This is a genomic window from Lacticaseibacillus zhaodongensis, assembly GCF_009687905.1.
GTDB classification, from domain to species: Bacteria; Bacillota; Bacilli; order Lactobacillales; family Lactobacillaceae; genus Lacticaseibacillus; species Lacticaseibacillus zhaodongensis.
On sequence record NZ_BLBG01000008.1, the window covers coordinates 1 to 24,693 of the forward strand.

Sequence of the window (24,693 nt, forward strand, 5' to 3'; positions counted from 1 at the left end):
TTTGGACCTAGGCATCTAAATAACCTCCATTCAGAGAATGTAGATATTTAGTTGTCTCTCCAAAAGGGACCATATCAGGCTGATATGCTGGATTCAGCCGCCACCCCGTTTCGACTCAGGGGTGGGCGCGGAGGGACGAATATCGTTATCGGTCAGTGCAGATTACGGCAATGCATCCGCAAAATATTCTGGCGTAATCGTGTGCTAGCGGTGGCTTGAGGTTTTACTCTGGTTGAATTAAATTCCACCTGCAGTTACTCAGGCAACGAACCGATTGCACTGGTAATCTCTTGCTCTTTCGCCCCGAGCGCCGGCCGTGTTGCGGACTATCAAACCATACTTTCGTGAATTGACAATGCAATCGGCTGCGTAAAATCGTATACTGAGATTAATATTACGGAACGACTGGTGGTTTCTATGGAAATTATGCAAAAAGCCCCGGCCAAGATTAATCTGAGTTTGGATGCACTCTATCGGCACCGCAACGGTGATCATGAGTGGCGGATGGTGATGACGAGTGTTGACCTCGCGGATTATGTTCACATCCGACCCGCAAAGACGATAAGTGTAACTACTGATAGTGGTTTCTTGCCTGAGGATCCCCGAAACTTGGCTTACCAAGCGGCGCGTGCACTGCAGCAAGAGTCTGGCGTGCATGCTGGCGCCCGGATACACATTGAAAAACATATTCCCGTCGCTGCCGGTCTTGGTGGCGGCTCTTCGGATGCCGCTGCGGTCCTGCGGGGGCTCAATGAGTTGTGGCATTTAGGTTATTCCCGAGAGCAACTGGCGCGCATCGGCCTACGGGTGGATTCAGATGTGCCGTACTGCGTCTACTCGGAGACGGCGCTGGTGAGTGGCCGCGGCGAAATTGTTGAACCGCTGGGCAAGCTGCCTCAATTCTGGGTGGTGCTGGCCAAGCCGAGTCTGTCGATTTCAACCCCGCGGATCCTGCGGGCTTTTGACTACAAGAGCAAGACGCTCTGCCCGGATAACGATAAAGTGCTAGCTGGCATCAAGCAAAATGATTTTGCGCTGATGACTGCCGGCATGGCGAACAGTCTGGAAGCAGTGACGGCCCAGCGGCACCCGGAGATCAACGCGCTGAAAGAGCGGCTGCTCAAGTATGGTGCGGATGTCGCCCAGATGAGCGGCTCCGGGCCGACCGTGTTTGGTCTTTGTGCCAAGCGCTCCCGGGCCGTGCGGGTTTATAATAGTATGAAGGGCTTTTGCCGGGAGGTTTACCTAGTGCACACGCTCGGTTAGACCCGCGAATTAGGAAGGAAGATTCAAATGCACGAACACCCAACGAATAGGCGGGCGTTCTCGCTGGGAATGGCGATTAACACCGTCTATGTGATTATCGAAGCAACTGTCGGGCTACTGATTGGCTCAGTGGCACTGGTTGCGGACGCGCTGCACAACTTATCAGACGTCCTCAGCCTGGCCCTGTCCTGGCTGGCGGACAAGTTGACGCACCGCAGCCCAACGCTCCGGCGTACCTACGGAATGAAGGGCGGTTCGATCCTGGCCGCGCTCATCAACGCGTTTATCCTGCTCGTGGGGATGGCTGCGATTATTATCGAAGCCATCGGGCGCTTTCGGAACCCCGGTCACGTCGCGGGTACGCCGATGATGATTGTTGCCGGCGTCGGAATTTTGATTAACGGCGGCACCGCGCTGCTGTTCATGCACGGCCGCCAGGGTGATCTCAATATCCGCAGCGCCTTCTTGCACATGGCCGCTGACGCGGGGGTCTCCGCGGCGGTGGTTGTGGCCGGCTTCATCATGAACCTGACCGGCTGGAACTGGGTCGACCCGTTGATGTCGATCATCGTCGGTGTGGTCGTTTTGGTCGCAACTTGGGGCCTGCTGCGGGATGCCGTCAACTTGGCATTGGCCGCCGTGCCGCGTTCAGTGGACGTCAAGGAAGTGGGCAAAATCATTGCGAACTACCCAACGGTCAAGTCCTACCACGACCTGCACATCTGGGCTGTCAGTACCACTGATACAGCGCTGACCGTGCACCTGGAGCGCACGACGCGGGCGGACAACGACAAGTTCATCAGCAACCTCAGCGCCCGCTTGCGGCGGCACTGCGCGATTGACCACATCACGATTCAGATTGAATGCGGTGACTATGCGAAGATGTCGGCGATGGATAATAACTACTAAAATAAATTAATTAGCGATTCTGCTGACCAAGTGCTGATGGTGCTTGGTCATTTTTGTGCACAAAAACACCGGCGCTCTGGGGACGCCGGTGCTGGGAATCGATTAGGTGGAGAAAAATGAAGAAGATGAGGTGAGCCTCTGGGAAAACTCACTTCTATGCTGTTTAATATACCCGGCAGTTGTGAAGATATTGTTGCGGGGATGTGTTTTTACGGCGGCGGTGAATGTGATTGCGCCAAGAGAGCGCGAAATAGACAATGCCAAACGTTCGTAATTAAGCCAAAATTGGTAAAGTGACGAGATTTCGCGAATAATCACGAAAATATGGCCGATTTGTTTGCTTAATTCACGTATGATTATGTATAATCAACTGGTATAATCCGTTTCTAACAGAATAATCTAAATAGAGTAAGAACTAAGGAGATATGTAAAATGAAAACACGTCGTAGCGACCGGCTCATTGACATGACCCGCTACTTATTGGAACGGCCCCACACCCTGGTCCCGCTGACCTTCTTCTCACAGCGTTATGAATCCGCGAAGTCATCGATCAGTGAAGATCTGGCCATCATTCGCCGGACTTTTGCCCAGCGCCAAACTGGGATTCTGGAAACTGTTCCAGGTGCTGCTGGTGGGGTGCGTTACATCCCCATCATCGCTGAACCTGAAGCCAAGGAATTCATCACCAGCATTGCCCAGCGCCTGTCTGATTCCAAGCGCCTGCTGCCAGGAGGTTACGTTTACCTGACCGACCTGCTCGGCACACCGGAGATTTTGCGCCAAATCGGCCGTCTCATTGCGACCCAGTACCTCGACTCATCCGTGGACGCGGTCATGACCGTCGCTACCAAGGGCATTCCGATTGCCCAGAGTGTCAGCCAGTACCTGAACGTGCCGTTTGTCATTGTGCGCCGGGATTCCAAAATCACTGAGGGTTCCACTGTTTCCGTTAACTACGTGTCCGGTTCGTCCGACCGCGTGGAGAAGATGGAACTCAGTAAGCGCAGCCTCCAGAGTGGCGCCGGCGTCCTGATCGTTGACGACTTCATGAAGGGCGGCGGCACTGTCAACGGGATGAAGAGTCTGATTGATGAGTTCGACGCCAAGCTGGTTGGTGTGTCCGTATTCGCCGAGGGCAGTTTTGCTGGCGACCGGATGATTGATGATTACACGTCCTTGCTGCAGCTGGATCCAGTGGACCCCAAGGCGAAGACGATTAATGCTAAGGCAGGGAACTACTTGGTGAAGAACGCGGACCTGCTTGCCGGTTTCAATAAGTAATGTCGGCCTACGTGTTCCCAATCAAGATGGCCATCATCACCTTTCCATTCCTGGCCCTCCTGATTGCCTTACCCTTCCTGATCGTGCAGTACCGGCGCTACGGCAGCTTCACCTTTGTCCGCGCGCTGGTGCTGTACTCCTTTGTGTTTTACATGCTCACGGCGTACTTCATGATCATTTTGCCGCTGCCGTCCGTTGCGGCGGTGGCAAAATTGACGACAGCGCGCTACCAGCTGATCCCGTTCACGGCCGTCCGCGAGTTCTTCAATACTAGTGGCTTCGCACTGGCGAGTCCGGGAACTTGGCCGGGGGCGCTGCGCAGTGCGTCCTTCTTGCAGCCGGCGTTTAACATGTTGCTGACGCTACCCTTTGGTTTTTACCTGCGCTATTACTTCCGCCGCAGCTGGAAACAGGTTCTGCTCATGTCGTTTGGCCTCAGCTTGTTCTTCGAGCTGACGCAGCTGAGTGGCCTCTACTTCATCTACCCGCGGCCATACCGGCTGTTCGATGTTGATGACCTCATCGTCAACACACTCGGCGGGATGCTGGGCTACTACCTCACGCCGCTCATCCGGCGCGCGTTCCCGAGCCGGGAGCGCATGGACGCGCAGAGCTATGAGCGTGGCAAAAAAGTGGGCTGGCTGCGCCGCTTCGTCGCCTTCCTGGTCGATTACGTTGTGATTGGTGGCATCGTTCGCTTCCTCCTTGAACTGGGCCTGCACGCGTTGCACGTGCGCGCCACTACTAGCGCTCGCTGGTCCTATGTATTGATGATTGCCATCGTGTTCGGCCTGCTTGCTGGCCGCGATGGCGCCACGCTGGGCAAAAGTCTGGTGCGGCTGCGTGTTACTGGTGCTAGTGGCGAAACGCAGTGGTGGCGCGCGCCGCTGCGGTACGCACTGCTCTACTACTTCTGCCTACCAATCTGGCAACTCTGGCTTAGCGAGTCGAGCATGGTGCTGACGGAAATCAGCAAGCGGACGCAACTTAATTTCATCATCGTGGGCATCCTGAGCTTGTTCGTGTTGTTCTTCAGCGCCGACGTCGTGTGGACGCTGGTGCACCGTGATGGCCGCCTGTTTTACGACGACTGGGCGCAGACGCGCTTGATCAGTACGGCACCAACAAAAGCAAAATAAGCACAAGGCGGCGACAGGAATCATCCAGTCGCCGCCTTTTTGATATACGCACCAGTTCGTAGATTTTCTCAGTATGTTAAAAAACATTCAACATAATGAGAGTTAAGTTGCATTTTGCCATTGGCGGCCTTGCTATAGAGCCTTATAATCAGTAACAAGGGCTGGTTCTGGGGACATAGTCGAAGGAGGGTTAATCATGGGGCACAAACAAACATCTGCAGAATACATAAAACAAATTCGCACCGAACTCGATGGCTTGAATCACAGTGAGCGCTTGCGTCACTTGGAAAAACAACTGGAAAAAACGCACAATCGGATCGAGAAGCGCGAACTGACAGCGATGCTGCTTGAAGAACGCAAAATCGGCCGGCACCGTATCTACCTCCGGCTAGTCGGTTGGGGTGCCATCCTGGCGGTGATTTTTTTCATCCTCATCAAGTTTGGCAATCCGGACCACGAGGCGGACACGAGTTCCTCATCGACGCCGCAGAGCACCAAGGTGGCTACTAAAGCCAAAAAGCAGCCGGCTAAGAAGAAGAGTGTGCTCGTCGATGGCGGGGGCAGTAGCGTCAGCAGCAGCCACCACAAGCACCACAAGGCCAAGAAGAAGTTAGCCGCAACGAGTGCGAGTTCGACCAGTAGTACGACGGACTCCAGTAGTAGTGCGGCCGCAAGTAGTCGGGCTGCTGCGGCTGCCAGTTCATCGAGTGCCGCTGCCGCCAGTTCAGCCGCCGCTGCGAGCGCAAGTAGCGCCAGCAAGCAGTCTGCTGCCGCAGCTAGCAGCTACAGCAAAATGCTCGCTGCGCAAAGCAAGAAGGCCAGTGCACGGGCCGCTAGCAGTCGGGCAGCGGCCGCTCGAGCCCAAGCTGCCGCAGCTACCTACACCGTTAAGGAAGGCGACAACATGTACCGCATCGCCGTCAACCACGGTCTGACGCTCAAGCAGCTGCAGACAATGAACGGCCTGGGTAACAGCATTGCGATCACTCCGGGCGAAGTGCTCCGGGTTCACTAAACTAAGTAATTGATTGGAACCACTGCAGTAGCAACTGCGGTGGTTTTTTGATGGCTGCCAAGAAGACCAGCAGTAGCAGATAGCACTGAATAATCCGGCGGTACCGGGTGTTGAGCCCTGACGACAGTGACCTAGACCAATTCCTTAATACTCCCGCCGCGGTGCCGACTGTGCTATTATTGAAGCATTCAGACATTATATTAAGGAGCTATTTTGATGACAGAGAGCAAGTTCACGATTATTTTGGCTGCGGGTAAGGGTACCCGCATGAAGAGCAAGCTGTACAAGGTTCTGCACAAGGTCTGCGGCAAGTCCATGGTTGACCATGTGCTGACCCAGGTCGAGCAAATTCACCCCGACGACATCGTGACCGTTGTGGGCCACGGCGCCGAGGCTGTCGAAGCCGCAATCGGTGACCGTAGCCAGTTCGTTGTTCAGGAAGACCAGCTCGGTACCGGTCACGCCGTTTTGCAGGCAGAACCACTGCTCGGCGACAAGGACGGTGTAACGATGATCGTCAGCGGGGACACACCACTGCTCACCGCCGCCACTTTTGACAAGCTCTTCGCTTACCACCAGGATAAGGGTGCCAAGGCAACCATCCTGACGGCCAGCGCACCGGACCCGACCGGCTACGGCCGCATCGTGCGCGGCGACCTCGGCACCGTGCAGAAGATTGTTGAGCAAAAGGACGCGTCGACCGAAGAGGCTCAGATCCACGAGATCAACACCGGTGTTTACTGCTTCGACAACAAGGCACTCTTCTCCGCACTGCATGAAGTCAAGAACGATAACGCGCAGGGTGAATACTACCTCACCGATGTCATCGAAATCCTGAAGGGCCGCGGCGCCGTCATTGCTGCTTACAAGATGGCCGACTTTGATGAAAGCCAGGGGGTCAACGACCGCGTTGCCCTTGCTTCCGCCACCAAGGTCATGCGCAAGCGGATCAACGAGGCCCACATGCGCGATGGGGTCACCATCATCGACCCTGAAAACACCTACATTGATGTTGATGTCAAAATCGGCAGTGACACCATCATCGAACCCGGCGTCCACCTCGAAGGCAAAACTGTCATCGGTGAGGATTGCATGATTGGTAGCGACACCGTCATCATCGACAGTACGATTGAAAACGGCGTAACGACCCGCAGCTCGACCATCGAGAGCAGCATCATGCGTGCCGGTAGCGACATCGGTCCGAACAGCCACCTGCGTCCCCAGAGTGATATTGGCGAAGGCGTCCACATCGGGAACTTCTGTGAAGTCAAGAAGGCCACCATCGGCAAGAACACCAAGATCGGCCACCTGACCTACGTCGGTGACGCAACCCTTGGTGAAGACATCAACGTTGGTTGCGGGGTTGTCTTCGTTAACTACGACGGCGTTAAGAAGTGGCACACAAATGTCGGCGACAAAGCCTTCATTGGCAGCAACTCCAACATTGTTGCCCCAGTCGACGTGGCCGACCACAGCTTCATTGCCGCTGGTTCAACGGTCACCAAGGACGTACCATTCCACGCGATGGCCATTGCCCGTCAGCGCCAGACGAACAAGGAAGGCTTCTGGGACCGCCTGCCCTTAGCAGATTCTAAGGATTGGAACTAAGCTCTAATTTTGTAAGCGGTATGGTAACAGTTCAAATGATTTTCATGAAAGCAGTCCATAAACCTTGCTTGCTTTTTTCAGCCATTCCGTTAGACTTTACTAGGATGTTAAATAAATTATCAAAATATGGAGGCTACCATGTCTGCGCATTACGCTGACCCGAAACTCAAGATTTTTGCCCTCAATTCAAACAAGCCGCTCGCCGAGAAAATCGCTGCGGAAGTTGGAGTTGAGCTGGGTAAGTCATCTGTCCGTCGCTTCTCTGATGGTGAGATTCAGATTAATATCGAAGAGAGTATTCGTGGGGACGATATCTACTTGATTCAGTCCACCTCAGCGCCCGTTAACGACAACTTGATGGAACTGCTCATCATGATTGACGCTTTGAAACGGGCCTCAGCTAACACGATTAACGTTGTTATTCCTTACTACGGTTACGCACGGCAGGATCGCAAGGCACGGAGCCGCGAACCAATCACGGCCAAGCTGGTCGCAAACATGCTCGAGCGTGCCGGTGCTGACCGCGCCCTCGTGCTTGACTTGCACGCCGCCCAAATCCAAGGTTTCTTCGACATTCCAGTGGACCACCTGATGGGTGCACCGCTGATTGCCGACTACTTCTTGCGCAACCACTTTGTCGGTGACGACACGGTTGTTGTTTCCCCTGACCACGGTGGTGTGACCCGGGCCCGCAAGCTTGCGGAATTCCTGAAGTCACCAATCGCCATCATCGACAAGCGCCGGCCACGGCCTAACGTTGCCGAAGTTATGAACATCGTTGGTGACGTCAAGGGTAAGGATGCGATCATCATCGATGACATGATCGACACTGCCGGCACCATCACCCTGGCCGCCGCAGCCCTCAAGAACGCCGGTGCCAACTCTGTCCGCGTTGCCGCAACGCACGCTGTCTTCTCTGGCCCCGCTATCGAGCGCCTGCAGAACTCAGTTATCGAGCAGGTCGTTGTGACCGACTCCATCCAGCAGCCGCTGGACAAGAAGCTCGACAAGCTCGTGACGGTTTCCGTTGGTCCGCTCATCGGTCGCGCCATCAAGTACATCCACGAGAACCGGCCAGTTTCACCACTGTTCGAAAATCGCTTCCGTAAAGATGCAGAATAATTAATCAAAATTTGCTCGGATGGGTCTTCTCCAAATTGGAGGGGGCCCATATTTTTGTACTCTCGCGGTGAGGGGCGCCGCTGCTCCGCTACGTATATGCTTGGCGCGTGGAACAGCCCGGGGCCGGCTCCCGCGAAGCTCCGTGCTGCGCACTACGCTTTGCTCCCGCCTAATTTTGGGGCCGCCCTCGCTACGCTCAGTCGCGGTCCCAAAATCACCCCCAGTTGTTAGGCAGAAGAGCGCTGCCTAACAACTGTCTGGGCTTTACGTGGCATATACTACGCTACGCAGCGGCGCCCCTCCCGGCTACTACCTGCTGTCATGCGCCATGTTGTCAGACATTTTACGTACAATCCACGTTCTCTTGACCAATATACGCTGAATCTAGTTGTGTGTTCCAAGTTGGCGAAGCAGGTAGTTAACGTATCATCTAGTCAGGCTTGTTCGGTGGTGTTAAAATCTAAAGACATCAAAGTTGCTCAAGCAATCACCACCAGTTGCGTATTCTGATAGCTATGCGGCTTTTTTGTGCTTGAATTTAAGATTGTGGCATTTAAAAACACAGCCTCTGCTAGAAGACTGTGCTTTCCGGTGCCAGACGCTAGACATGCGTCGCTACTTACTTTACTTGTGGTCGTTTAGCCAGTGATGTACCAAAAGCAGAATCACACCAACGAGTAAAGGCGCAACAATCGCATTATCAAAACTGCTCAAAATCACCACCAACCGCGTAGTCCGCTAGCTGCGCGGTTTTTGTTTTACATATCCTTAATTGAACCAATTTAACCGTGTAGATAATGGCCAGTTCTGCAGTAGCAGCAAATGAAGGTAGGTATACAAGATACCTGGATTGTTGGGCGTAACTTTTATGCGCAATACTTGATTAGAAGGCCTCAGCTTCTGGAAATATTATCTCCATCCATTGCTTAATTGTGGGTTGAATACCTGGTCCTGTGTATATACGAGCGGTTGGTTTCCGAGACATTTTGCTAAAAGTTGCGTCAACTGCAGCTACCAATTGGCTATTGTAGATAGGCGGACGTTATGGCTCGGCGTTGTTTATGAATAACAGGCAGATGAAGATAGGGGATATTTCACGGCGTACTATATGCGTTCAGTACAGACGTGTGCAAATTGAGAACTTCTCTGTAGGGTGGCGGGCGCCTTTTCCGGGAATGCAGCTGGCGGTAGTGACCATGCTGAAACGAATATTGAAGGTAGTAGCCTTGTGGGCTTTACAAGGCTACTACCTTCAATATTCGGGGCGAGTGGAGAGACCGCTAGGATGTTGTAGTCGCTGAATGCAAGCTTACCGATTGTGCTGACTTAACATGGCGGGCTCGGAGCTCAGCGGAAGAATTGGCGCACTTTGCCAATCCTGCAGCGGCCCCAGCATGCCTGTCTGTCACTACCGCCAGCGTAGTGGGAGGAAAATGCGCCCGCCGCCCGGGAAGCAAAGGTAAGCAGCTGCTTCCCTCCAGGCGGGCTTCAACGACTCAAAATAATAGTTGCCTATGGACTAAAAAAACCGCACTCCACAAGGAAGTACGGTTAAACCGAATCTGGATTTCAGTGCACCTGTTTGGTGTCGTCGCCCTTTTGTTCCGCCAGCAAGTCGCGGATTTGCAGCAGCAGCTCAGCTTCCGTTGGCCCAGCCGGCGCCGCGGATTTTGGCTTCCGCAGCTTGTTGACTGTGCGGACCAAGAGGAAGACCACGAAGGCCATGATGATGAAGTTAATAATGTCGTCAACAAAGGTCCCAATCTTGAACTGCGCGCCTAGCACCGTGAAGGAGATGGCGCTGAGGTTGGCTTTGCCGACGAATAACGATAGCAGCGGACTGATGAGGTTCTTGGTTAAGGAGCCAACCAGGGCCGTGAACGCGCCCCCAATGATGACCCCAACGGCCATGTCGAGCATGTTGCCGCGCATGATGAAGTCCCGGAATTCCTTAAGCATAATGGTGTCCTCCTATAACTGTTGGCTAGTCTATACAATAATTATAAGCCCTTGGAAGCACTGATACTAGCTACGCAACGAGGCCGGTGAGGAGTGCAAAAGCCGCAATGATGCTGACCCAGATGATGTGCCGCCGCTTGTTGAGCAATAGGATCGCGACGTACTCGCGAATCGTGGCGTTAGGTAGGAAGTAGGGCGCTGTGTGGGCACCGAGACCGTTGGCATGTAGTCCGGCCTGACGGGCGTAAAGTCCGGCCCGAAACAGGTGGTAGTTGTTGGTGCAGAATTGGGCACGGTAAGGCGCACCTTTTGTCTCCTGCTGAATGAGTGCAGCTGAGAAACGCATGTTCTCGAGTGTGGTGCGACTTTTGTCTTCAAGCAAAGTGTCCACTTCCGGGATGCCATTTTGGATGGCATATTGCTGCATGGCCTTGGCCTCACTGAGCTGTTCGTCAGGGCCCTGGCCACCGGAGAAAATAATGCGCGGCGGCTTGCGGCCCTTGCTGACTTGGCGGCGGTAGTACTTAATGGCGCGGTCGACGCGGGCGCCCAGCAGCCGGCTGACTTTGTGGCCGTCAATCAGGCCGGCGCCGAGGACGATGAGGAAGTCCTGGCGGTGCCACGGCCGGTGCAAGTTGTAGGCAATGAGGGCCATCAGGAAGTTCGCCAGTGTGAGCAGGATGTAAGCACCCTCAAGCGTGATGAGGATGTCGATGGTCCGGGCGATGCGGGCCGGCAAGAGGCGCTGACCAAAAATATTAAATAGATAAATAATGATCAGGGCGACGGCGATGAGCAGCGTCAGCATGTTCGCCAGTGAATGGCTCTCACGTTTCCAGACCAGCACGGCGTTCCAGATCAGGAAGACCAAGTGGAAGGTCAGCAGCAGCAGGAAGGCAATCATGACGATTCCGAATACAACTACTGCTGGGATGATGAGCCATGACTCGTGGCTGACGATGACCAGCGCACCGCCGCCGATGACATCAAAGCCGAGGGCGAGGTTAATGAGGAGCCCGTTCAGCAAGCGCCGCGGTTCGATTGCGTAAGACGCAATGGCGACGGCGGTAGCTGCTGCGGCGAGGGCAACAAGGAAAATGACAAAATTATCTGTGTTTGCGACGTCCAAAGTTAGTGGTTTCCTTTCAGTCGAAAGCTAATTAGCTTATAATGTGAGGCACATAATAAGGCGGTGAAATAAAATGACAGATCCAGTATTTGGTACCAAGGATCCTCGTTATGATTATGTCAAACGCGTCGGTGTTTACGGCGTGATTCCAGACCATTCTGGCCGGCGCATCCTGATTTTGCAAGCTCCCAATGGCGCGGACTTTTTGCCCGGCGGCGGCGTTGAGGCCGGCGAGGACGACCATGCGACCCTGACGCGCGAATTGCTTGAGGAGTTCGGCGTCAGCGTTGATATCGGGCCGCGGCTCGGCCGGGCGGCGGAGTATTTCTACTCCCACCACCGGGAGACGGCTTACTACCACCCGGCGACCTTCTATGCGTGCAGCAACATGCGCATCACGGCCGACCCGCTCGAAGATTTCAACACCCTAATGATGATGCCGATTGATCTAGCAATCGCGCAGCTCAAGCGGCCGACGCACCGGTACGCGGTGGCGCAGTGGCTCAAAATGCAGCGGGCGACTGACTAGTCCTCCAGTACGTACTTGTGCAGGGCCTGGGCGACCCCGTCTTCGGCATTGGTGCCAGTTTCTGCCTTAGCCAGAGCCTTAACGGCGGCGTTGGCGTTCCCCATGGCGATGCCGGTGCCGGCGAATTCGAACATTGAGATATCATTGTTTGAATCGCCGAGACACATCACCTCGCTGGCGGGGATATCGAGACGCGCCGCCAGTTCCTTCAGGGCGGCGCCTTTGCTGACGGCAGGGTTCAGGAATTCAAGCAGGTAATCTTCGCTGCGGACAACGTAGAAGGACTTGCGGACTGCTTCTGGCAGCTGCTTTTCAGCCGCGTCCAGTTCAGCCTTCGTACCGGCGAAGAAGAACTTGGAGAACTCGCTGGTGCGGTTTAGCTGCAGTGGCGAGCGGAAGCGGAGCGGCATGCTGGTGCTCAGTGCCTCGTGCATGATCGTTGCGCCAACTTCCGGGGCGTCGGTGTACATGGCCTCTTCGTCCTCCGCCGCCATGGTCACGCCCAGCGTCGCTGCGAGTGCGTAAATTTTGAGGTAATCCGCGTAGCTCAGGGTGTGCCGGATCAGGACCGCACCCGTGGCGGTATTTTGCACCAGCGCACCGTTGTACGGAATCGCGTAGTCATCCTTGCTGACGAGGTTCAGCTGCGGCAGAAATGACATGACACCCGGCAGCGGCCGGCCCGAGGCGAGCACAACGCGGACACCGGTGGCCCGGACCGCGCGAACGGCCTCAGCAACGGCGGGGTTCAGCTGATTGTTCTCGTTCAGCAAGGTCCCATCCATATCAATTGCAATTAATTTGATTGGCATAAATAAAGTAGTCCTTTCGTTTGACCCGGCGCTTAGCCGTAAATGGCGGGGTCGATGACACTTTCATTGGCTAAGTAGCGCTGGAACTTACCGTAAACTGGCTTGTAATCTGGAGAAGACGCTGGCGTCAGCATGGCTTTCGGGAAGTAGAAGCGCTCGTCGCCACTGACCTTGCCCGTGATGGCGCCGACCAGTGGACTGAGCGTTGATAATTCCTCCAGCGTCTGGTCGTGCTGCATGATCTCGATTTGCGTTTTGGGCGTCGCGCTGGTGGGGTCGTACTGGTCGTAAGGCAGGTCGTAACTCGAGTTGGTCGCGGTGTAGTACTTGCTGTCCCAGCCGGCTTCGTCCACCAAGGCCGCCATTTCCGGCAGCAAGTGCTCCGTGTCGGTCGTGAAGCTAGCCGACTTGAGCGGGCGCCGGTTGAGGAAGGCCGCGCTGAGGTCCGCCAGAATTTTGTCGCTGGAATCGAGCCAGTAATGGAAGTAAGTGGTCAGCACGCCATCGTCTAACTGCAGGTAATCGTGCAGGGTGAAGTTATTTTCGAAGAAGGGTTCCAGCAGGCGTGGCGCCGTGCCGGGGTCGGTGAACTTGCCGGCTTCGTAGAGCTCCTTGGCCCGCTGCAAAATCCCCGTCAGGATGACTTCCATCCCGCGGGAAACTGGGTGGAAGTAAACCTGCTGGTACATCTGGAAACGACTGACGATGTAGTCCTCAACGGCGTGCATGCCGCTCGGTTCGAAAGCGATGCCGCCAGCGTATGGCCGCATGACGCGCAGAATCCGGGTTAGGTCGAAAAGACCGTACTTGGTACCGGTGTTGTAGGCGTCCCGCAGCAAGTAGTCCATCCGGTCGGCATCAATCTGACTGCTGATGATCTGGACAACTTGCGGATTCGGGTAGGTGTGGTCGATGACGCTGGCCACCTTTTGCGGAAAGTCCGGGGCAACGCGGCTGAGAATCTGGTTGACCGTGGTTTCGGGGCTGGTCAGGATTTGGCGCGTGATGGCCTCGTGGTCGGTGTGGAAGATATGTTCAAAAGTGTGCGAGTATGCGCCATGGCCGATATCGTGCAGTAAGGCGGCACAAAGGGTGACTAGCCGTTCTGAATCGTCCCAGAGCCCGTCGTCAGGTGCCTTTTTCGGATAATTTTGCTCAAAATTGTCGCATATTTCCCGGGCAATCTCGTAAACGCCGAGGGAGTGGGTGAAGCGGGTGTGCTCCGCTCCTTGGAACACGGTGCTGGCGACCCCAAGTTGGTGAATCCGCCGTAGCCGCTGTAATTCCGGACTGTTGATGAGGTCCAAAATTACGCGGTGCTGGACGTGAATATAATTATGAACTGGATCACGGAAAACTTTTTCGCGGGGAAGCATTTCAATCTTCAAAATTTATAGCCGCCTTTCACCGCGGCAAAAAGTCGCCGCGGAAACGCTGTATTTACCTCTTTATTATAAGGTAAGCAAACATATTTTGGAAACTCGCGGAAAAAGCCAAATAAGCCGGCCAAATTGCGTTAGCATAGAATATAATTAGCAGGTAGGAAAGGATTGATAATGATGGACATGTCACGTGGCGTTCCGGTGCAAGTGCACGTTGAAACTTGGGTTGACCAAGACGGAGAGAAAGAGCACCATCAGTTTGATGAGCCAGGCCAAGTGGTCCAACTTGGCGACACCTGGTATGTACGTTACATCGAGCCTGGGGACGAGCACTTGCCCGTCACCTTCAAAATTCAGGGGACTGAGGCGGTGACCTTGATTCGGGGTAGCAGCAACAACGATACCCACGTCAGGCTGCAGTTCATTGCCGAGAAGCAAGTTACGGCGCAGTACCACACGCCGTACGGAGTCATTCCAGTCGAGACGATTACGCCCCGGATGGATGTCGCCCTGAATAACGAGCCAACCGGCGGCGAAGCTTATATAGAGTACCGTTTGAGCGCAAACGGCCAACATATTGGCGATTACCGCCTCCGTTTGCTTTTTAATGCGTAGTCAAGTATATTTGATTGTATCTGTGAAAATGTTGAAAGGGGCGCGACTAGCTTGAAACTTGACGTATTGAAAGACGCCGACAAGAATGAGTTATCCATGATTGAAGTTGCCCATGCAATTCTGGAGGAAAAGGGCGAGACGATGGCCTTCGTGGACATCGCTAACGAAATCCAGACTTTCTTGGGCAAGAGTGATGAAGAAATCCGCGAACGGTTGCCACAGTTCTTTACGGACCTGAACATCGACGGGAGCTTTATCTCTCTCGGCGACAACGTCTGGGGGCTGCGTTCCTGGTACCCATTCGAATCCGTTGACGAAGAAGTCAACCATCCAGAAGAAGACGAGACGCCACAGCGCAAGAAGAAGCACAAGAAGGTCAACGCCTTCCTTGCCGACGCTGGTGATGACGATGACATCATCGATTACAACGATGATGATCCTGAAGACGATGATCTTGATGCAAGCGACGACACCGATACCGCTGATGGCTACGATGACACAACGGACAGCACCGATGACAGTGACACCACTGACGACGAAACCGACGCATTACCAGACGGCATCGAAGGCCAGCTGAGCGAATTCAGCGACGACGATGCGGATGATGATGAAGAGGAATAGTGCTTCAAAAGCCGTTTAGCTTCTGAGCATTAGGGGAAAATCCTGTTCAAGCACGTACTTTGTGCTTGGGCAGGATTTTTTGCTAAGCGGAAGAAGCTGGCTTTTGGAGCACGTATGTAGGCCGCCTTCGCGCCGCTTAGCTCCTACTCAGAAAGGTCCGAAGGCGGCCGGGGGTGGTGGCGGCTGTAACCGACAACTCGCAAAGCTTTGTAACGATCATGATTACGCAAGAAGCAACGGCTAAAACGATTTTTGTGTTTTGCAGGTGCTTTTGTACTAAGCGGAGCCATTTCCACTAGTGCAGCTTGCTGCCCGTAGTGGAATGGACAAAGGAGTAGGAGCTGGTTTGCGTTGCACGTTCAAAGGCCGCCTTCGCACCGCTTAGCTCCTACTCAGAAAGGTCCGAAGGCGGCCGAGGGTGGTGGCGACTGTAACCGACAACTCGCAAAGCTTTGTAATGGTCAGGATTACGCAAGAAGCAAGGGCTAACACGATTTTTGTAGCTTGCAGGTGCATTTGTACTAAGTGCAATGGACATCCGAGTAGAAGCTGGCTTTTGGAGAAAGACGACGTGTCTTATGACCATTTTCAGAAAATCATCTCCTCCTACCCTTGACACGCCCCTCTATTTTGGATAGGATACTTTTTGGGCACTCCGTGAGCACTTCGGCGGAGGCAATCGGTTACGAGCTCCCTGTTCTTATGAATGGGGAGCTTGTTTTTGTTTTTCCACCCCACGTATCGTAGCTGTAGATAATGGACATTAATGGGGCGTGCGTCTGCTTTGCGGGCGCTACGTCCAAGGATAGGAGCAAATATGACCAAGTATATTTTCGTCACCGGTGGTGTTGTCAGTTCTCTTGGAAAGGGGATCGTTGCGGCATCCCTCGGCCGGCTGCTCAAGAGTCGCGGCCTCAAGGTTACAATCCAGAAGTTTGATCCCTACATCAACGTGGACCCAGGAACCATGAACCCCTACCAACACGGTGAAGTTTTCGTTACTGACGATGGGGCCGAGACTGACCTTGACCTTGGTCACTACGAACGGTTCATCGACATTAACCTCAACAAGTACAGCAACGTCACTACTGGGAAGATTTACTCAGAAGTACTCGCAAAAGAGCGGCGCGGTGATTACAAGGGCGCGACCGTTCAAGTTATCCCGCACATCACGAACATGATCAAGGAAAAGATCATGCGCGCTGCTTCCCACACTGATTCCGATGTGATCATCACCGAAATCGGGGGGACCGTTGGTGATATCGAAGGCCTGCCATTCTTGGAAGCTATTCGCCAGATGAAGGCCGACGTCGGTGCCGACAATGTGATGTACGTGCACGCAACGCTGGTGCCTTACCTGCGTGCGGCCGACGAAATGAAGACCAAGCCAACCCAGCACTCCGTTAAGGAACTGCGGGAACTCGGAATTCAGCCCAACATGCTGATTCTGCGGACCGAAAAGCGCGTGACCGACTCCATGAAGGACAAGATTGCGCTCTTCACTGATGTGCCGAAGAAGGCCGTCATCGAATCACCAGACGTACCAACCATTTACTCCATTATCCGCGTCCTGCACGAACAGGGCATGGACGAATACGTCTGCAAGTTCCTCGGCCTCGAAACCAAGGATGCCGACATTTCCGACTTCATTACCCTCGAAGACAAGGTGCAGCACCTGCATGGTACCGTCAAGATTGCCCTCGTTGGTAAGTACGTTGCCCTGAAGGATGCTTACATTTCTGTTGCCGAAGCACTGCGTCACGCCGGTTACAGCTATGATTCTAAGATTCAGATCAACATGCTGCAGGCCGAAGACGTCAGTGATGACAACGCCCAGGAGCTCCTCGGTGACGCCGATGGGATCTTGGTTCCCGGTGGTTTCGGGGACCGTGGTCTGGAAGGCAAAATTGCCGCGATCCGTTACGCGCGTGAGAACAACGTGCCATTCCTCGGTATCTGCCTTGGGATGCAGATGGCATCCGTTGAGTTTGCCCGCAACGTTCTCGGCCTCGCCGATGCAGGTAGCACTGAAACGGAACCGAACACCGGCAATCCAATCATCGACATCCTGCCTGATCAGGACAAGGATGGCGACTTGGGTGGCACCTTACGTCTGGGTCTCTACCCATGTGACCTCAAGCCGGGCACCGTTGCCGCTGCCGCATACGGTAACGTTAAGGAAGTGCAGAAGCGCCACCGTCACCGTTACGAATTCAACACCAAGTACCGTAAGCCAATGGAAGCTAAGGGCTTAGTCTTCTCCGGGACCAGTCCTGATGACCGCCTGATGGAAATCATCGAGCTGCCAAAGAACAAGTTCTTCGTTGGTTGCCAGTACCACCCAGAATTCCAGTCCCGGCCAACCAAGCCAGAACCACTGTTCAAGTCCTTCATTAAGGCTGCTGGAGACTTTGATTAGAACTCACCAAACTAAATAGTTACAAACAGAGGCGCCCCTTGTTTTTTAAGGGGCGCTTCTATAAACTGGAATAATGAGTATCAAGTAGACTGGAACCGAAAGCGCGTTGGCGGCTTTTTTGGCGTGGTTCTCACGATTCGTCGCATTAAGGACGGTTGAACTCGCAAATTGTCAGCGCGGTTATCATTGGGTGGCAACATTTAGCACCTCGAGTGACTTGGGTTTCATTTTCAGATTCGCCCAGCGCCGTTAATTCAGGCGCGGGTTCGTACAAGTAACTGCAGGGTGCGATTAAACTTAAACGTAAACGCTCTGTCCTAAAAGTGATGTAGTGAGGAAACGTTTCGATGGAAAAAATGCTGATTCACGGCGGCAAGCGGCTGGCCGGAGAGGTCGTCATTGGCGGCGCAAAGAATAGTACCGTGGCGCTGATCCCCGCCGCGATCCTTTCGCGGACCCCCGTCACGCTAGACGCGGTGCCCCATATTCAAGATGTCTATAATTTAATGAGTATCTTGGGCGAGATGAACGTGCCCTCCGATTTCACGGGCAATATTCTCAAGGTGGACCCAACGAACATTAAGATGGTCGACCTACCAAGCGGTAAAATCAAGTCGCTGCGGGCGTCCTATTACTTCATGGGCGCGATGCTCGGTCGCTTTGGCCACGCGGTGATTGGTCTGCCGGGTGGGGATGATATTGGTCCCCGGCCAATTGACCAGCACATCAAGGGGTTTGAAGCCCTTGGTGCGACCGTGACCGCCCACAATGGGGTCATTGGTATTGAAGCCCCTAAGAGCGGTCTGCACGGAGCCCGAATTCACCTGGAAATGGCGTCCGTCGGGGCAACCATTAACATTATTTTGGCCTCTGTTACCGCTGAGGGGCAAACAATCATTGAGAACGTGGCCCGGGAACCGGAAATTATTGACCTCGCGACCTACCTGAACAACATGGGGGCCGTGATTCGTGGTGCCGGGACTGACGTGATCCGCATTGAAGGGGTCAAGCAGCTCGCTGCCCACAACGCGCACACGATTATTCCGGACCGCATTGAAGCCGGAACTTATTTGTCGATTGCCGCAACCATGGGCGAGGGCATCATGATCAAGAACATCATTTCCGAACACTTGGATGCCTACTTGGCCAAGCTGGAGGAAATGGGCGTGACCATGGATGTGGGCGAGGACTCGATTTTCGTCTATCCTTCCGGTGAACTTCAGGCTGTGAACGTGAAGACTGGCACCTATCCTGGTCTTGCTACCGACCTGCAGCAGCCCATGACCCCGTTGCTGTTGTGTGCCAAGGGCGAGAGCCGCATCGTTGACCGCATCTATCCCAAGCGGACCCGTCACGTCCCAGAACTAGCCAAAATGGGTGCTGACATTCACGTGAATGATCACGACCAGATCATTATCAACTATACTGATCAGCTCCATGGTGCCCAGGTGACCGCCGAGGAAATTCGTGGTGGTGCCTGCCTGATGGTCGCCGGCCTCATTGCGGATGGCGAGACGGTTATTTCCAAAGTCGACAACATCCTGCGGGGTTATGACCGGGTAGTAATGAAGCTCCGGAACCTCGGGGCGGACGTGGAACTTGAGGATTTACCAGACTAGACCAACTGCTACGTGGTCGAGCTCCGCAAGGTAAAAGGTTGCGCTCTGCTTATCCTGCGTTGCCAGAACTTGCAACTCGTGTTAAACTAATACAGTTATTGACAAGAATATCTCTAGACTAGGCAATAGTTTAGGGCAAAGGAGAAAAACATCATGAAGCAAGGCATTCACCCAGATTATCACAAGGTAGTATTCCAAGACTCTTCAACCGGCTTCAAGTTCATCGCTGGTTCAACTGTTACTAGTTCCGAAACCATCAAGATGGACGACGGCAACGAGTACCCACTCGTACGTGTCGAAGTTACATCCGACTCCCACCCCTTCTACACCGGCAAGCAGAAGTTTGCTAAGGCAGATGGCCGTGTTGAGCGCTTCAACAAGAAGTACGGTCTTACCAGCAAATAAAGACCACTTTGTCACATTGCGGCCACGAACCGCGGCGTGACGGGAATCTTAAAAGTTGGTTTTCGTACAAATTCATCAAATCGAGTGTGATTTGTACGAGAATTTGGCTCAATATGAGGACGTTTGGAGTTCAATCTGAATTCTGAACGTCTTTTTGTTTTTCTAGTCTTGCGGAATTCAGCCGATCTAGGAAGCGTTGGTGGGTGACTGTTGTTATTATATCCGGTGTATTCACGTAAGTTCTCGTGGTTGAAACACTGGAATGGGTGAGTGCACTGGAGATGTCTTCCATAGACGCACCACCTTGTCGTGCTAGGGTGCTAAACGTGTGCCGCATCTTGTGTGGATGCAGGTAGACCAATTCAGGGTGACGCCGGTTGACTGACTTGATTCGTGCGTTGAGGTAGTCGGAGTAAAGTGGCTGGTTGTGAACACCCTCACGAGTGACGTAGGTGAACAGCCATTGCTCACCATCTTGTTCTACCCCGATTGCTTCGAGCTGTTTGGCTTGTTCTGTCTTCCAGTCGGCCAACAGATACAGAATATCCTGTGGCAGGGTCATAATGCTTTGCTTGTGTCCCTTAGTGTCCTTAGCGTCGCGATCACTGTCGAGTGACTGAACCAGATATAACTTGCCAGCTTCCAGATCAATGTGCTTCCATTGCAAAGCGTAGGATTCGCTCTTACGGTCGCCTAGGTGCAACGTTAGGAGGAACAGGGTGTAATCGGCTAAAGATAGCTTACCGCGTTCATAGTCCTCTTTCGTGGCTTGTAGCCAGTCCAGAAGTTGCTCTGCGGTCAGGAACTCGCCTTTCTTCACCCGCTCCTTCTTGAGCTTATCTTTGTGTGGTTGCCCAACAAGGCGAAGGGACTTGCCAACGCGGTCATATTCGATGTAGTCGAGGATCTCGGCAACTTCAAACATTTGGCGCACATACGCCTTAACCGTTTTGATGTTAGCGAAGTGCTCTGACTTCTCCTTGAGCTGATCTACGACGAACTCTTTGTTGGAGTTCAGGTAGGTCATCGAATAGGAGCCGAACATTGGCAATAGGTGGTTCTTGAACAACCCACGCTGATATTCGACAGTAGCCTTAGTTGGGACAACCGGTGCCCGACCAGTGGAGCCAGTCAGATACAGTGGCATGAAGACATCTTTGTAGAACGTCTTGAATAGAATTTTACCTTTAAGCTCAAGAGAACGAGCGTTGCCGTTCTTTTGGGCTTCTTTGATTTTCTTGTTGATCTCACGCTCCTTTGCGACCGCGGCTTGTTTGGTCGAAATGGTTTCCCGAAAACGGGTCTGTCCGGCGACGCCCATGAGTTCGCGAACGGCTTTTGGATAGAAAACGCTGACCTGATAGGTACCAGCTTGGGTTTTTGTGATTGACATAATGATAGACCTCCTGCTCAATAAGGCAGTGAGGCGTAAGACATCATTATATTAACATCCAATACTCATGCCTTGCATCCATTTATCAAGTTCAATGCGATCAAATCTGACCGAGTTACCGATTGTGATCTTGGGCAAGCCCAGCATAATCCAAGCGTCTAACGTGTTGTACGAAACGTTGAGATATTTGCAGGCTTCGCCTTTCTTGAAGTAGCGGACGTTTAGCAGGGCTTCGTGCCGAACGCTATTTACTTCTTCACGGATAATCTCGAATACTTTGTTCCGGATTGTGTCGATCTGTCCGTCGCTCAAAACGAAGGACATCTCATGGTGGATTTCTTGGCTGATAGTGCCACTTCCCTTCAAGATTTCGTGCGTAAGGTGAGTGTATCACCTCCATTCAGAAAGTTGGTTAGGTGGCGTTGTTCAGCCCGGTTCCGACCGGCTAACTGATCCACAGCGGATCAGCTCTCCCGTTACGTGGGAGTGACGTGCAAGTATCTGGCCTTGGTGTTCGCTAACTCATACGAGGTCATGGCGACGGCTGGTGTTGCTGAACAGCGCTATTCAGTTGTCAAAGGACACAGCGAGCAAAAGAAAATCCCGCTTCTGCATATACAGACAACGGGAACGGGTCGAAATGAAACCAAAATCAGAAAAAAGTTGAAATTGATTATGTGTGAGTTAGTTGTGAACTTGATTGAGTGGACGGTTGCGATAGGTGTTCAGCCACGTTGAAGCGCTGAACGCTGAATACAAACTTGATTTGAAGTTCCTGCCTCAAATCGGGATCGACATAGCTTTTTCCGAATGCAGCCTCGCGATCGAAATCGTAGCTGAACATATCGAGTAGTTGGGACATTGCCTCTGCGTCTCCGTCCTGCGCTGCCAAGATAACCGGGATCAGGTTATCGACCTCTGTATAATGCATTGAACACTCCTCCGTATTCATCACATGTTTTCGTATGCTTCCTTAATTCGCGCTAGTGCCCGTCGCCGCCGTTTGTTCACCCCCTGACTAGTCTTGCCGGTGTAGCTACCGATTTCCACGTCGTTCAGTTCAGAATAGTAATACTGATACAACACCATCTTATCAGCTGTGGAAAGGGTTGCAATGGCCGTGGCAAGACGCTCATTTTCAATAAAAGATTCAAGGTGAGCAATTTGGTCATCAGTTAAAATAAAGTCTTCGAGGTGACCAGGATTGGCGATTTCTTCCAGTAGCCATTCCTCAAGCGGAGTTTCTTTGATGTCTTTAAGGTGTTTACGATAAATGTTGATTCTTTCATTACGAAGAACTTGTTGCATGTATCGAATGAACATTCGAGAGACTTCGCGTTCACTATTCATAATGCTGACCTCCTGATCTAAGTAAGTTGCGCTCGGCATATATACAGACGGAAATCAAAAGCCGAAATGAAACTGAATTTGACTTTTTTCGAAATTTAGCATCAAAAGGGCAAAACAAAACCGCCAGGCCGAGAAGGCTAGGCGGTTCATAAGGATGTCCACAGTAAGTTTTAGGCCTTTTTAGACGCAAGGAAGCCCCAGTGCACCGGAACTTTTGCTTGAATATCAACTTTCAAGCTTTAAATCGGTGATCCTTCCTCAATCGGATAATCGACTGTTTCTTCGCTTATTCGTTTAATAGTACTTGGGTAACTTAGTGTTGTTCCTGCGAGTAGAGCGAGTGAGTTTTATTGACGAGTGAGAGCTTGACATAATGCGAAAATGCTTGTTTGACATTTTGATCAGACATGACAATTCCTCTTTTACCAAGCAAATACTGAACAAGTGTTGAAAATGAAACCGTAGTAAAAAAAGATTTTAGATTTTGTTTGATTGATATATTGAAAAATGTAGTTTGCTTTTTAAAAATAGAGCAATCAACGAAATGGCATCGCTAATTACTCTATATTGATTGGACACTTTAATAATTTTGTTACGTTTTTGTTAGAATTAAATAGTACTTTAAAGAGAATTTTTTAAATTAATCAATATTTATTATAAAAAAAGATATTAAAATATCGTGTTCTAATTATACGGATTTTCGATTTATGGGTAATGAATATTTTGTGTTTTGTTGTTCCCAATTTTGTGCCGCAATTTGGACCGCATCCCAAGGCGATCCGACTGGTGGTGAATAGGATAAATCCAGATCACTGATTTCAGCCACGGTCATATCATTAAAAATTGCTATTGCAAAAATATCACTTCGTTTAGCCACTTCACTACCATAATGACCAATTAGTTGTACGCCTAAGATCCGCCCAGTTTTCTTATCACCAGTAATTCTGATTCTAATTTTTTGAGAGCCGGGGAAATAGGCCTTATGATCATCAACAATAGTGGTTACCGTTAGAGGATCAAATCCTGCATGTACTGCCTCGCTGGCTAATAACCCAGTTCGCACAACCACTAAATCGAATACTTTTAAAACCTGTGTTCCGATACTACCCTTAAAGGCACGTTTAATACCTACAATATTAAAGCCCGCAGTTCTTCCTTGTTTATGAGCAGTTGTACCTAATGGTAAATATGTTTCACCTAGCAAATGGTGTTTTGTTTCTACTAAATCACCAGCCGCCCATATATCAGGTAATGAGGTATGCATATATTGATCAACCTTGATTGCACCTGCAATTCCCGTCGTTGCTCCAGCCTTAATAAGTAATTCGGCATTAGGTTGTACCCCAACTACAATTAACACTAAATCGAACTTATAAGCTTCTGATTTATGACGTTCATTTAAGCCAATAACTTCCACATGTCGATTAGTTTCGTTAATTTCTGAAACGGTTAAACCAGTGACAACATTAACCGAATTCATAGACAATTTTTGATGAATAATTTGACCTAGATCAGTGTCTACTGTGGAAAGTATTTCCGTACCGCGTTGAAAAATGGTTACATCTAACTGGCGGTTTTTTAAGGCTTCTGCCATTTCAATTCCAATATAGCCCGAACCAACAATTGCCACTTCTTGAATATCATCTGTGGCTAGAACCTTTTCGATTGCAAAGTAATCCGCCATTGTGTGCAGAACATGAATCTTGCGTGACTGTTGTATTCGTGGTAGATCAACACCCTTAATATTCGATAGCTTTGGCTTTGCTCCGGTTGCCACAACCAAGTGATCATAGTGATATACTTTTAACTCACCTGCAAGCGAATGTGCCACAACTTCGTGTTGCTGTGGGTCAATTTTTTCTGCAACCATGTTCATTTGGAACTCGACACCGGTCGCGGTCAATTCTTTCAAACCGCGATGAGCCAATGATTGCCAATTAGGTACCTCACCACTGATTGCATAAGGTAAACCACAAATTGACAAATTGGGATATTCATCTGCCAACAAAACTTGAACTTCGAGTTCTGGCTTTAGTTCTTTGGCTTTTAAGGCTGCTGAAACCCCTGCATCACTACCACCAATAATCAATAACTTTTCCGCTTTATTTGCCACTTATTTA

The 24,693-nt window shown here is 51.9% G+C and carries 23 protein-coding genes; 13 read left to right on the top strand and 10 right to left on the bottom strand.

The features are described 5' to 3' along the window. Positions 1-417: 417 nt before the first annotated feature. From ispE to GN107_RS06955, 7 genes are all read left to right on the top strand, one after another. Positions 418-1,266: a 4-(cytidine 5'-diphospho)-2-C-methyl-D-erythritol kinase gene (gene ispE / locus GN107_RS06925; RefSeq protein ID WP_155287006.1), complete on the top strand. Its 849-nt coding sequence runs from the start codon at positions 418-420 to the stop codon at positions 1,264-1,266. Between the two features lie 27 nt (positions 1,267-1,293). After that, positions 1,294-2,175, top strand: a complete 882-nt coding sequence (locus tag GN107_RS06930) for a cation diffusion facilitator family transporter (protein ID WP_155287007.1) — start codon at positions 1,294-1,296, stop codon at positions 2,173-2,175. Positions 2,176-2,607: 432 nt separating this feature from the next. Continuing rightward, complete coding sequence (gene purR, locus GN107_RS06935) at positions 2,608-3,456, top strand: pur operon repressor (protein ID WP_155287008.1); 849 nt, start codon at positions 2,608-2,610, stop codon at positions 3,454-3,456. Continuing rightward, the gene (locus tag GN107_RS06940) at positions 3,456-4,595 is read left to right on the top strand and encodes a VanZ family protein (protein ID WP_155287009.1); all 1,140 of its coding nucleotides are present in this window, start codon (positions 3,456-3,458) and stop codon (positions 4,593-4,595) included. Before purR ends, GN107_RS06940 begins: the two co-directional genes overlap by 1 nt. 196 nt (positions 4,596-4,791) lie before the next feature. After that, entirely contained in the window at positions 4,792-5,610 is an 819-nt protein-coding gene (locus tag GN107_RS06945; protein WP_155287010.1) for a LysM peptidoglycan-binding domain-containing protein, read from the top strand. Positions 5,611-5,826: 216 nt separating this feature from the next. Next, on the top strand, positions 5,827-7,218 hold the full coding sequence (glmU, locus tag GN107_RS06950; RefSeq protein WP_155287011.1) for a bifunctional UDP-N-acetylglucosamine diphosphorylase/glucosamine-1-phosphate N-acetyltransferase GlmU: 1,392 nt from the start codon (positions 5,827-5,829) through the stop codon (positions 7,216-7,218). Positions 7,219-7,356: 138 nt separating this feature from the next. Further along, positions 7,357-8,340, top strand: coding sequence for a ribose-phosphate diphosphokinase (locus GN107_RS06955; RefSeq protein ID WP_155287012.1), 984 nt, complete (start codon positions 7,357-7,359; stop codon positions 8,338-8,340). 624 nt (positions 8,341-8,964) lie between these two features. On the opposite strand, the gene GN107_RS11495 is transcribed toward GN107_RS06955, so the two are convergent. The 3 genes from GN107_RS11495 to GN107_RS06970 all read right to left on the bottom strand — a co-directional run bounded on the left by GN107_RS11495 (position 8,965) and on the right by GN107_RS06970 (position 11,428). Next, positions 8,965-9,063: a type I toxin-antitoxin system Fst family toxin gene (locus GN107_RS11495; protein ID WP_371863481.1), complete on the bottom strand. Its 99-nt coding sequence runs from the start codon at positions 9,061-9,063 to the stop codon at positions 8,965-8,967. 846 nt (positions 9,064-9,909) lie between these two features. Beyond that, positions 9,910-10,299 carry a large conductance mechanosensitive channel protein MscL gene (mscL, locus tag GN107_RS06965; RefSeq protein ID WP_155287013.1) on the bottom strand — a complete coding sequence of 130 codons (390 nt, stop codon included), beginning with the start codon at positions 10,297-10,299 and terminating at the stop codon, positions 9,910-9,912. 70 nt (positions 10,300-10,369) lie between these two features. Further along, entirely contained in the window at positions 10,370-11,428 is a 1,059-nt protein-coding gene (locus tag GN107_RS06970; RefSeq protein ID WP_155287014.1) for a YdcF family protein, read from the bottom strand. Positions 11,429-11,501: 73 nt separating this feature from the next. On the opposite strand from GN107_RS06970, the gene GN107_RS06975 reads away from it, so the two are divergent. Next, complete coding sequence (locus GN107_RS06975; RefSeq protein ID WP_155287015.1) at positions 11,502-11,957, top strand: NUDIX hydrolase; 456 nt, start codon at positions 11,502-11,504, stop codon at positions 11,955-11,957. Here the strand turns inward: GN107_RS06975 and yidA are convergent. Continuing rightward, positions 11,954-12,769 carry a sugar-phosphatase gene (yidA, locus tag GN107_RS06980; RefSeq protein ID WP_155287016.1) on the bottom strand — a complete coding sequence of 272 codons (816 nt, stop codon included), beginning with the start codon at positions 12,767-12,769 and terminating at the stop codon, positions 11,954-11,956. The two genes, GN107_RS06975 and yidA, sit on opposite strands and share 4 nt — an antisense overlap. Positions 12,770-12,801: 32 nt before the next feature. Beyond that, entirely contained in the window at positions 12,802-14,157 is a 1,356-nt protein-coding gene (locus GN107_RS06985; RefSeq protein ID WP_155287017.1) for an HD domain-containing protein, read from the bottom strand. A 171-nt stretch (positions 14,158-14,328) separates the two neighbouring features. On the opposite strand from GN107_RS06985, the gene GN107_RS06990 reads away from it, so the two are divergent. The 5 genes from GN107_RS06990 (at position 14,329) to GN107_RS07010 (ending at position 19,830) form a co-directional block, all read left to right on the top strand. Then, positions 14,329-14,766: a YwiB family protein gene (locus tag GN107_RS06990; RefSeq protein ID WP_155287077.1), complete on the top strand. Its 438-nt coding sequence runs from the start codon at positions 14,329-14,331 to the stop codon at positions 14,764-14,766. Between the two features lie 96 nt (positions 14,767-14,862). After that, complete coding sequence (gene rpoE / locus GN107_RS06995) at positions 14,863-15,387, top strand: DNA-directed RNA polymerase subunit delta (protein ID WP_230678572.1); 525 nt, start codon at positions 14,863-14,865, stop codon at positions 15,385-15,387. Positions 15,388-16,204: 817 nt separating this feature from the next. Beyond that, entirely contained in the window at positions 16,205-17,806 is a 1,602-nt protein-coding gene (gene pyrG / locus GN107_RS07000) for a CTP synthase (RefSeq protein WP_155287019.1), read from the top strand. A 347-nt stretch (positions 17,807-18,153) separates the two neighbouring features. Continuing rightward, positions 18,154-19,425, top strand: a complete 1,272-nt coding sequence (gene murA / locus GN107_RS07005; RefSeq protein WP_155287020.1) for a UDP-N-acetylglucosamine 1-carboxyvinyltransferase — start codon at positions 18,154-18,156, stop codon at positions 19,423-19,425. A 153-nt stretch (positions 19,426-19,578) separates the two neighbouring features. Beyond that, positions 19,579-19,830, top strand: a complete 252-nt coding sequence (locus tag GN107_RS07010) for a type B 50S ribosomal protein L31 (RefSeq protein ID WP_155287021.1) — start codon at positions 19,579-19,581, stop codon at positions 19,828-19,830. A gap of 130 nt (positions 19,831-19,960) precedes the next feature. Here the strand turns inward: GN107_RS07010 and GN107_RS07015 are convergent, their stop codons facing one another. The 5 genes from GN107_RS07015 to GN107_RS07040 form a co-directional block, all read right to left on the bottom strand. Next, a complete protein-coding gene (locus GN107_RS07015; protein ID WP_125706618.1) occupies positions 19,961-21,223 on the bottom strand; it encodes a tyrosine-type recombinase/integrase in 1,263 nt (420 codons plus the stop codon). A gap of 51 nt (positions 21,224-21,274) precedes the next feature. After that, positions 21,275-21,547, bottom strand: coding sequence for a helix-turn-helix domain-containing protein (locus GN107_RS11460; protein WP_125706616.1), 273 nt, complete (start codon positions 21,545-21,547; stop codon positions 21,275-21,277). 349 nt (positions 21,548-21,896) lie between these two features. Then, positions 21,897-22,154, bottom strand: coding sequence for a helix-turn-helix domain-containing protein (locus tag GN107_RS07025; protein WP_107773120.1), 258 nt, complete (start codon positions 22,152-22,154; stop codon positions 21,897-21,899). Positions 22,155-22,174: 20 nt separating this feature from the next. Further along, positions 22,175-22,573 carry a sigma-70 family RNA polymerase sigma factor gene (locus GN107_RS07030; RefSeq protein WP_107773122.1) on the bottom strand — a complete coding sequence of 133 codons (399 nt, stop codon included), beginning with the start codon at positions 22,571-22,573 and terminating at the stop codon, positions 22,175-22,177. 688 nt (positions 22,574-23,261) lie between these two features. Beyond that, a complete protein-coding gene (locus GN107_RS07040) occupies positions 23,262-24,686 on the bottom strand; it encodes an FAD-dependent oxidoreductase (RefSeq protein ID WP_155287022.1) in 1,425 nt (474 codons plus the stop codon). Positions 24,687-24,693: the final 7 nt, after the last annotated feature.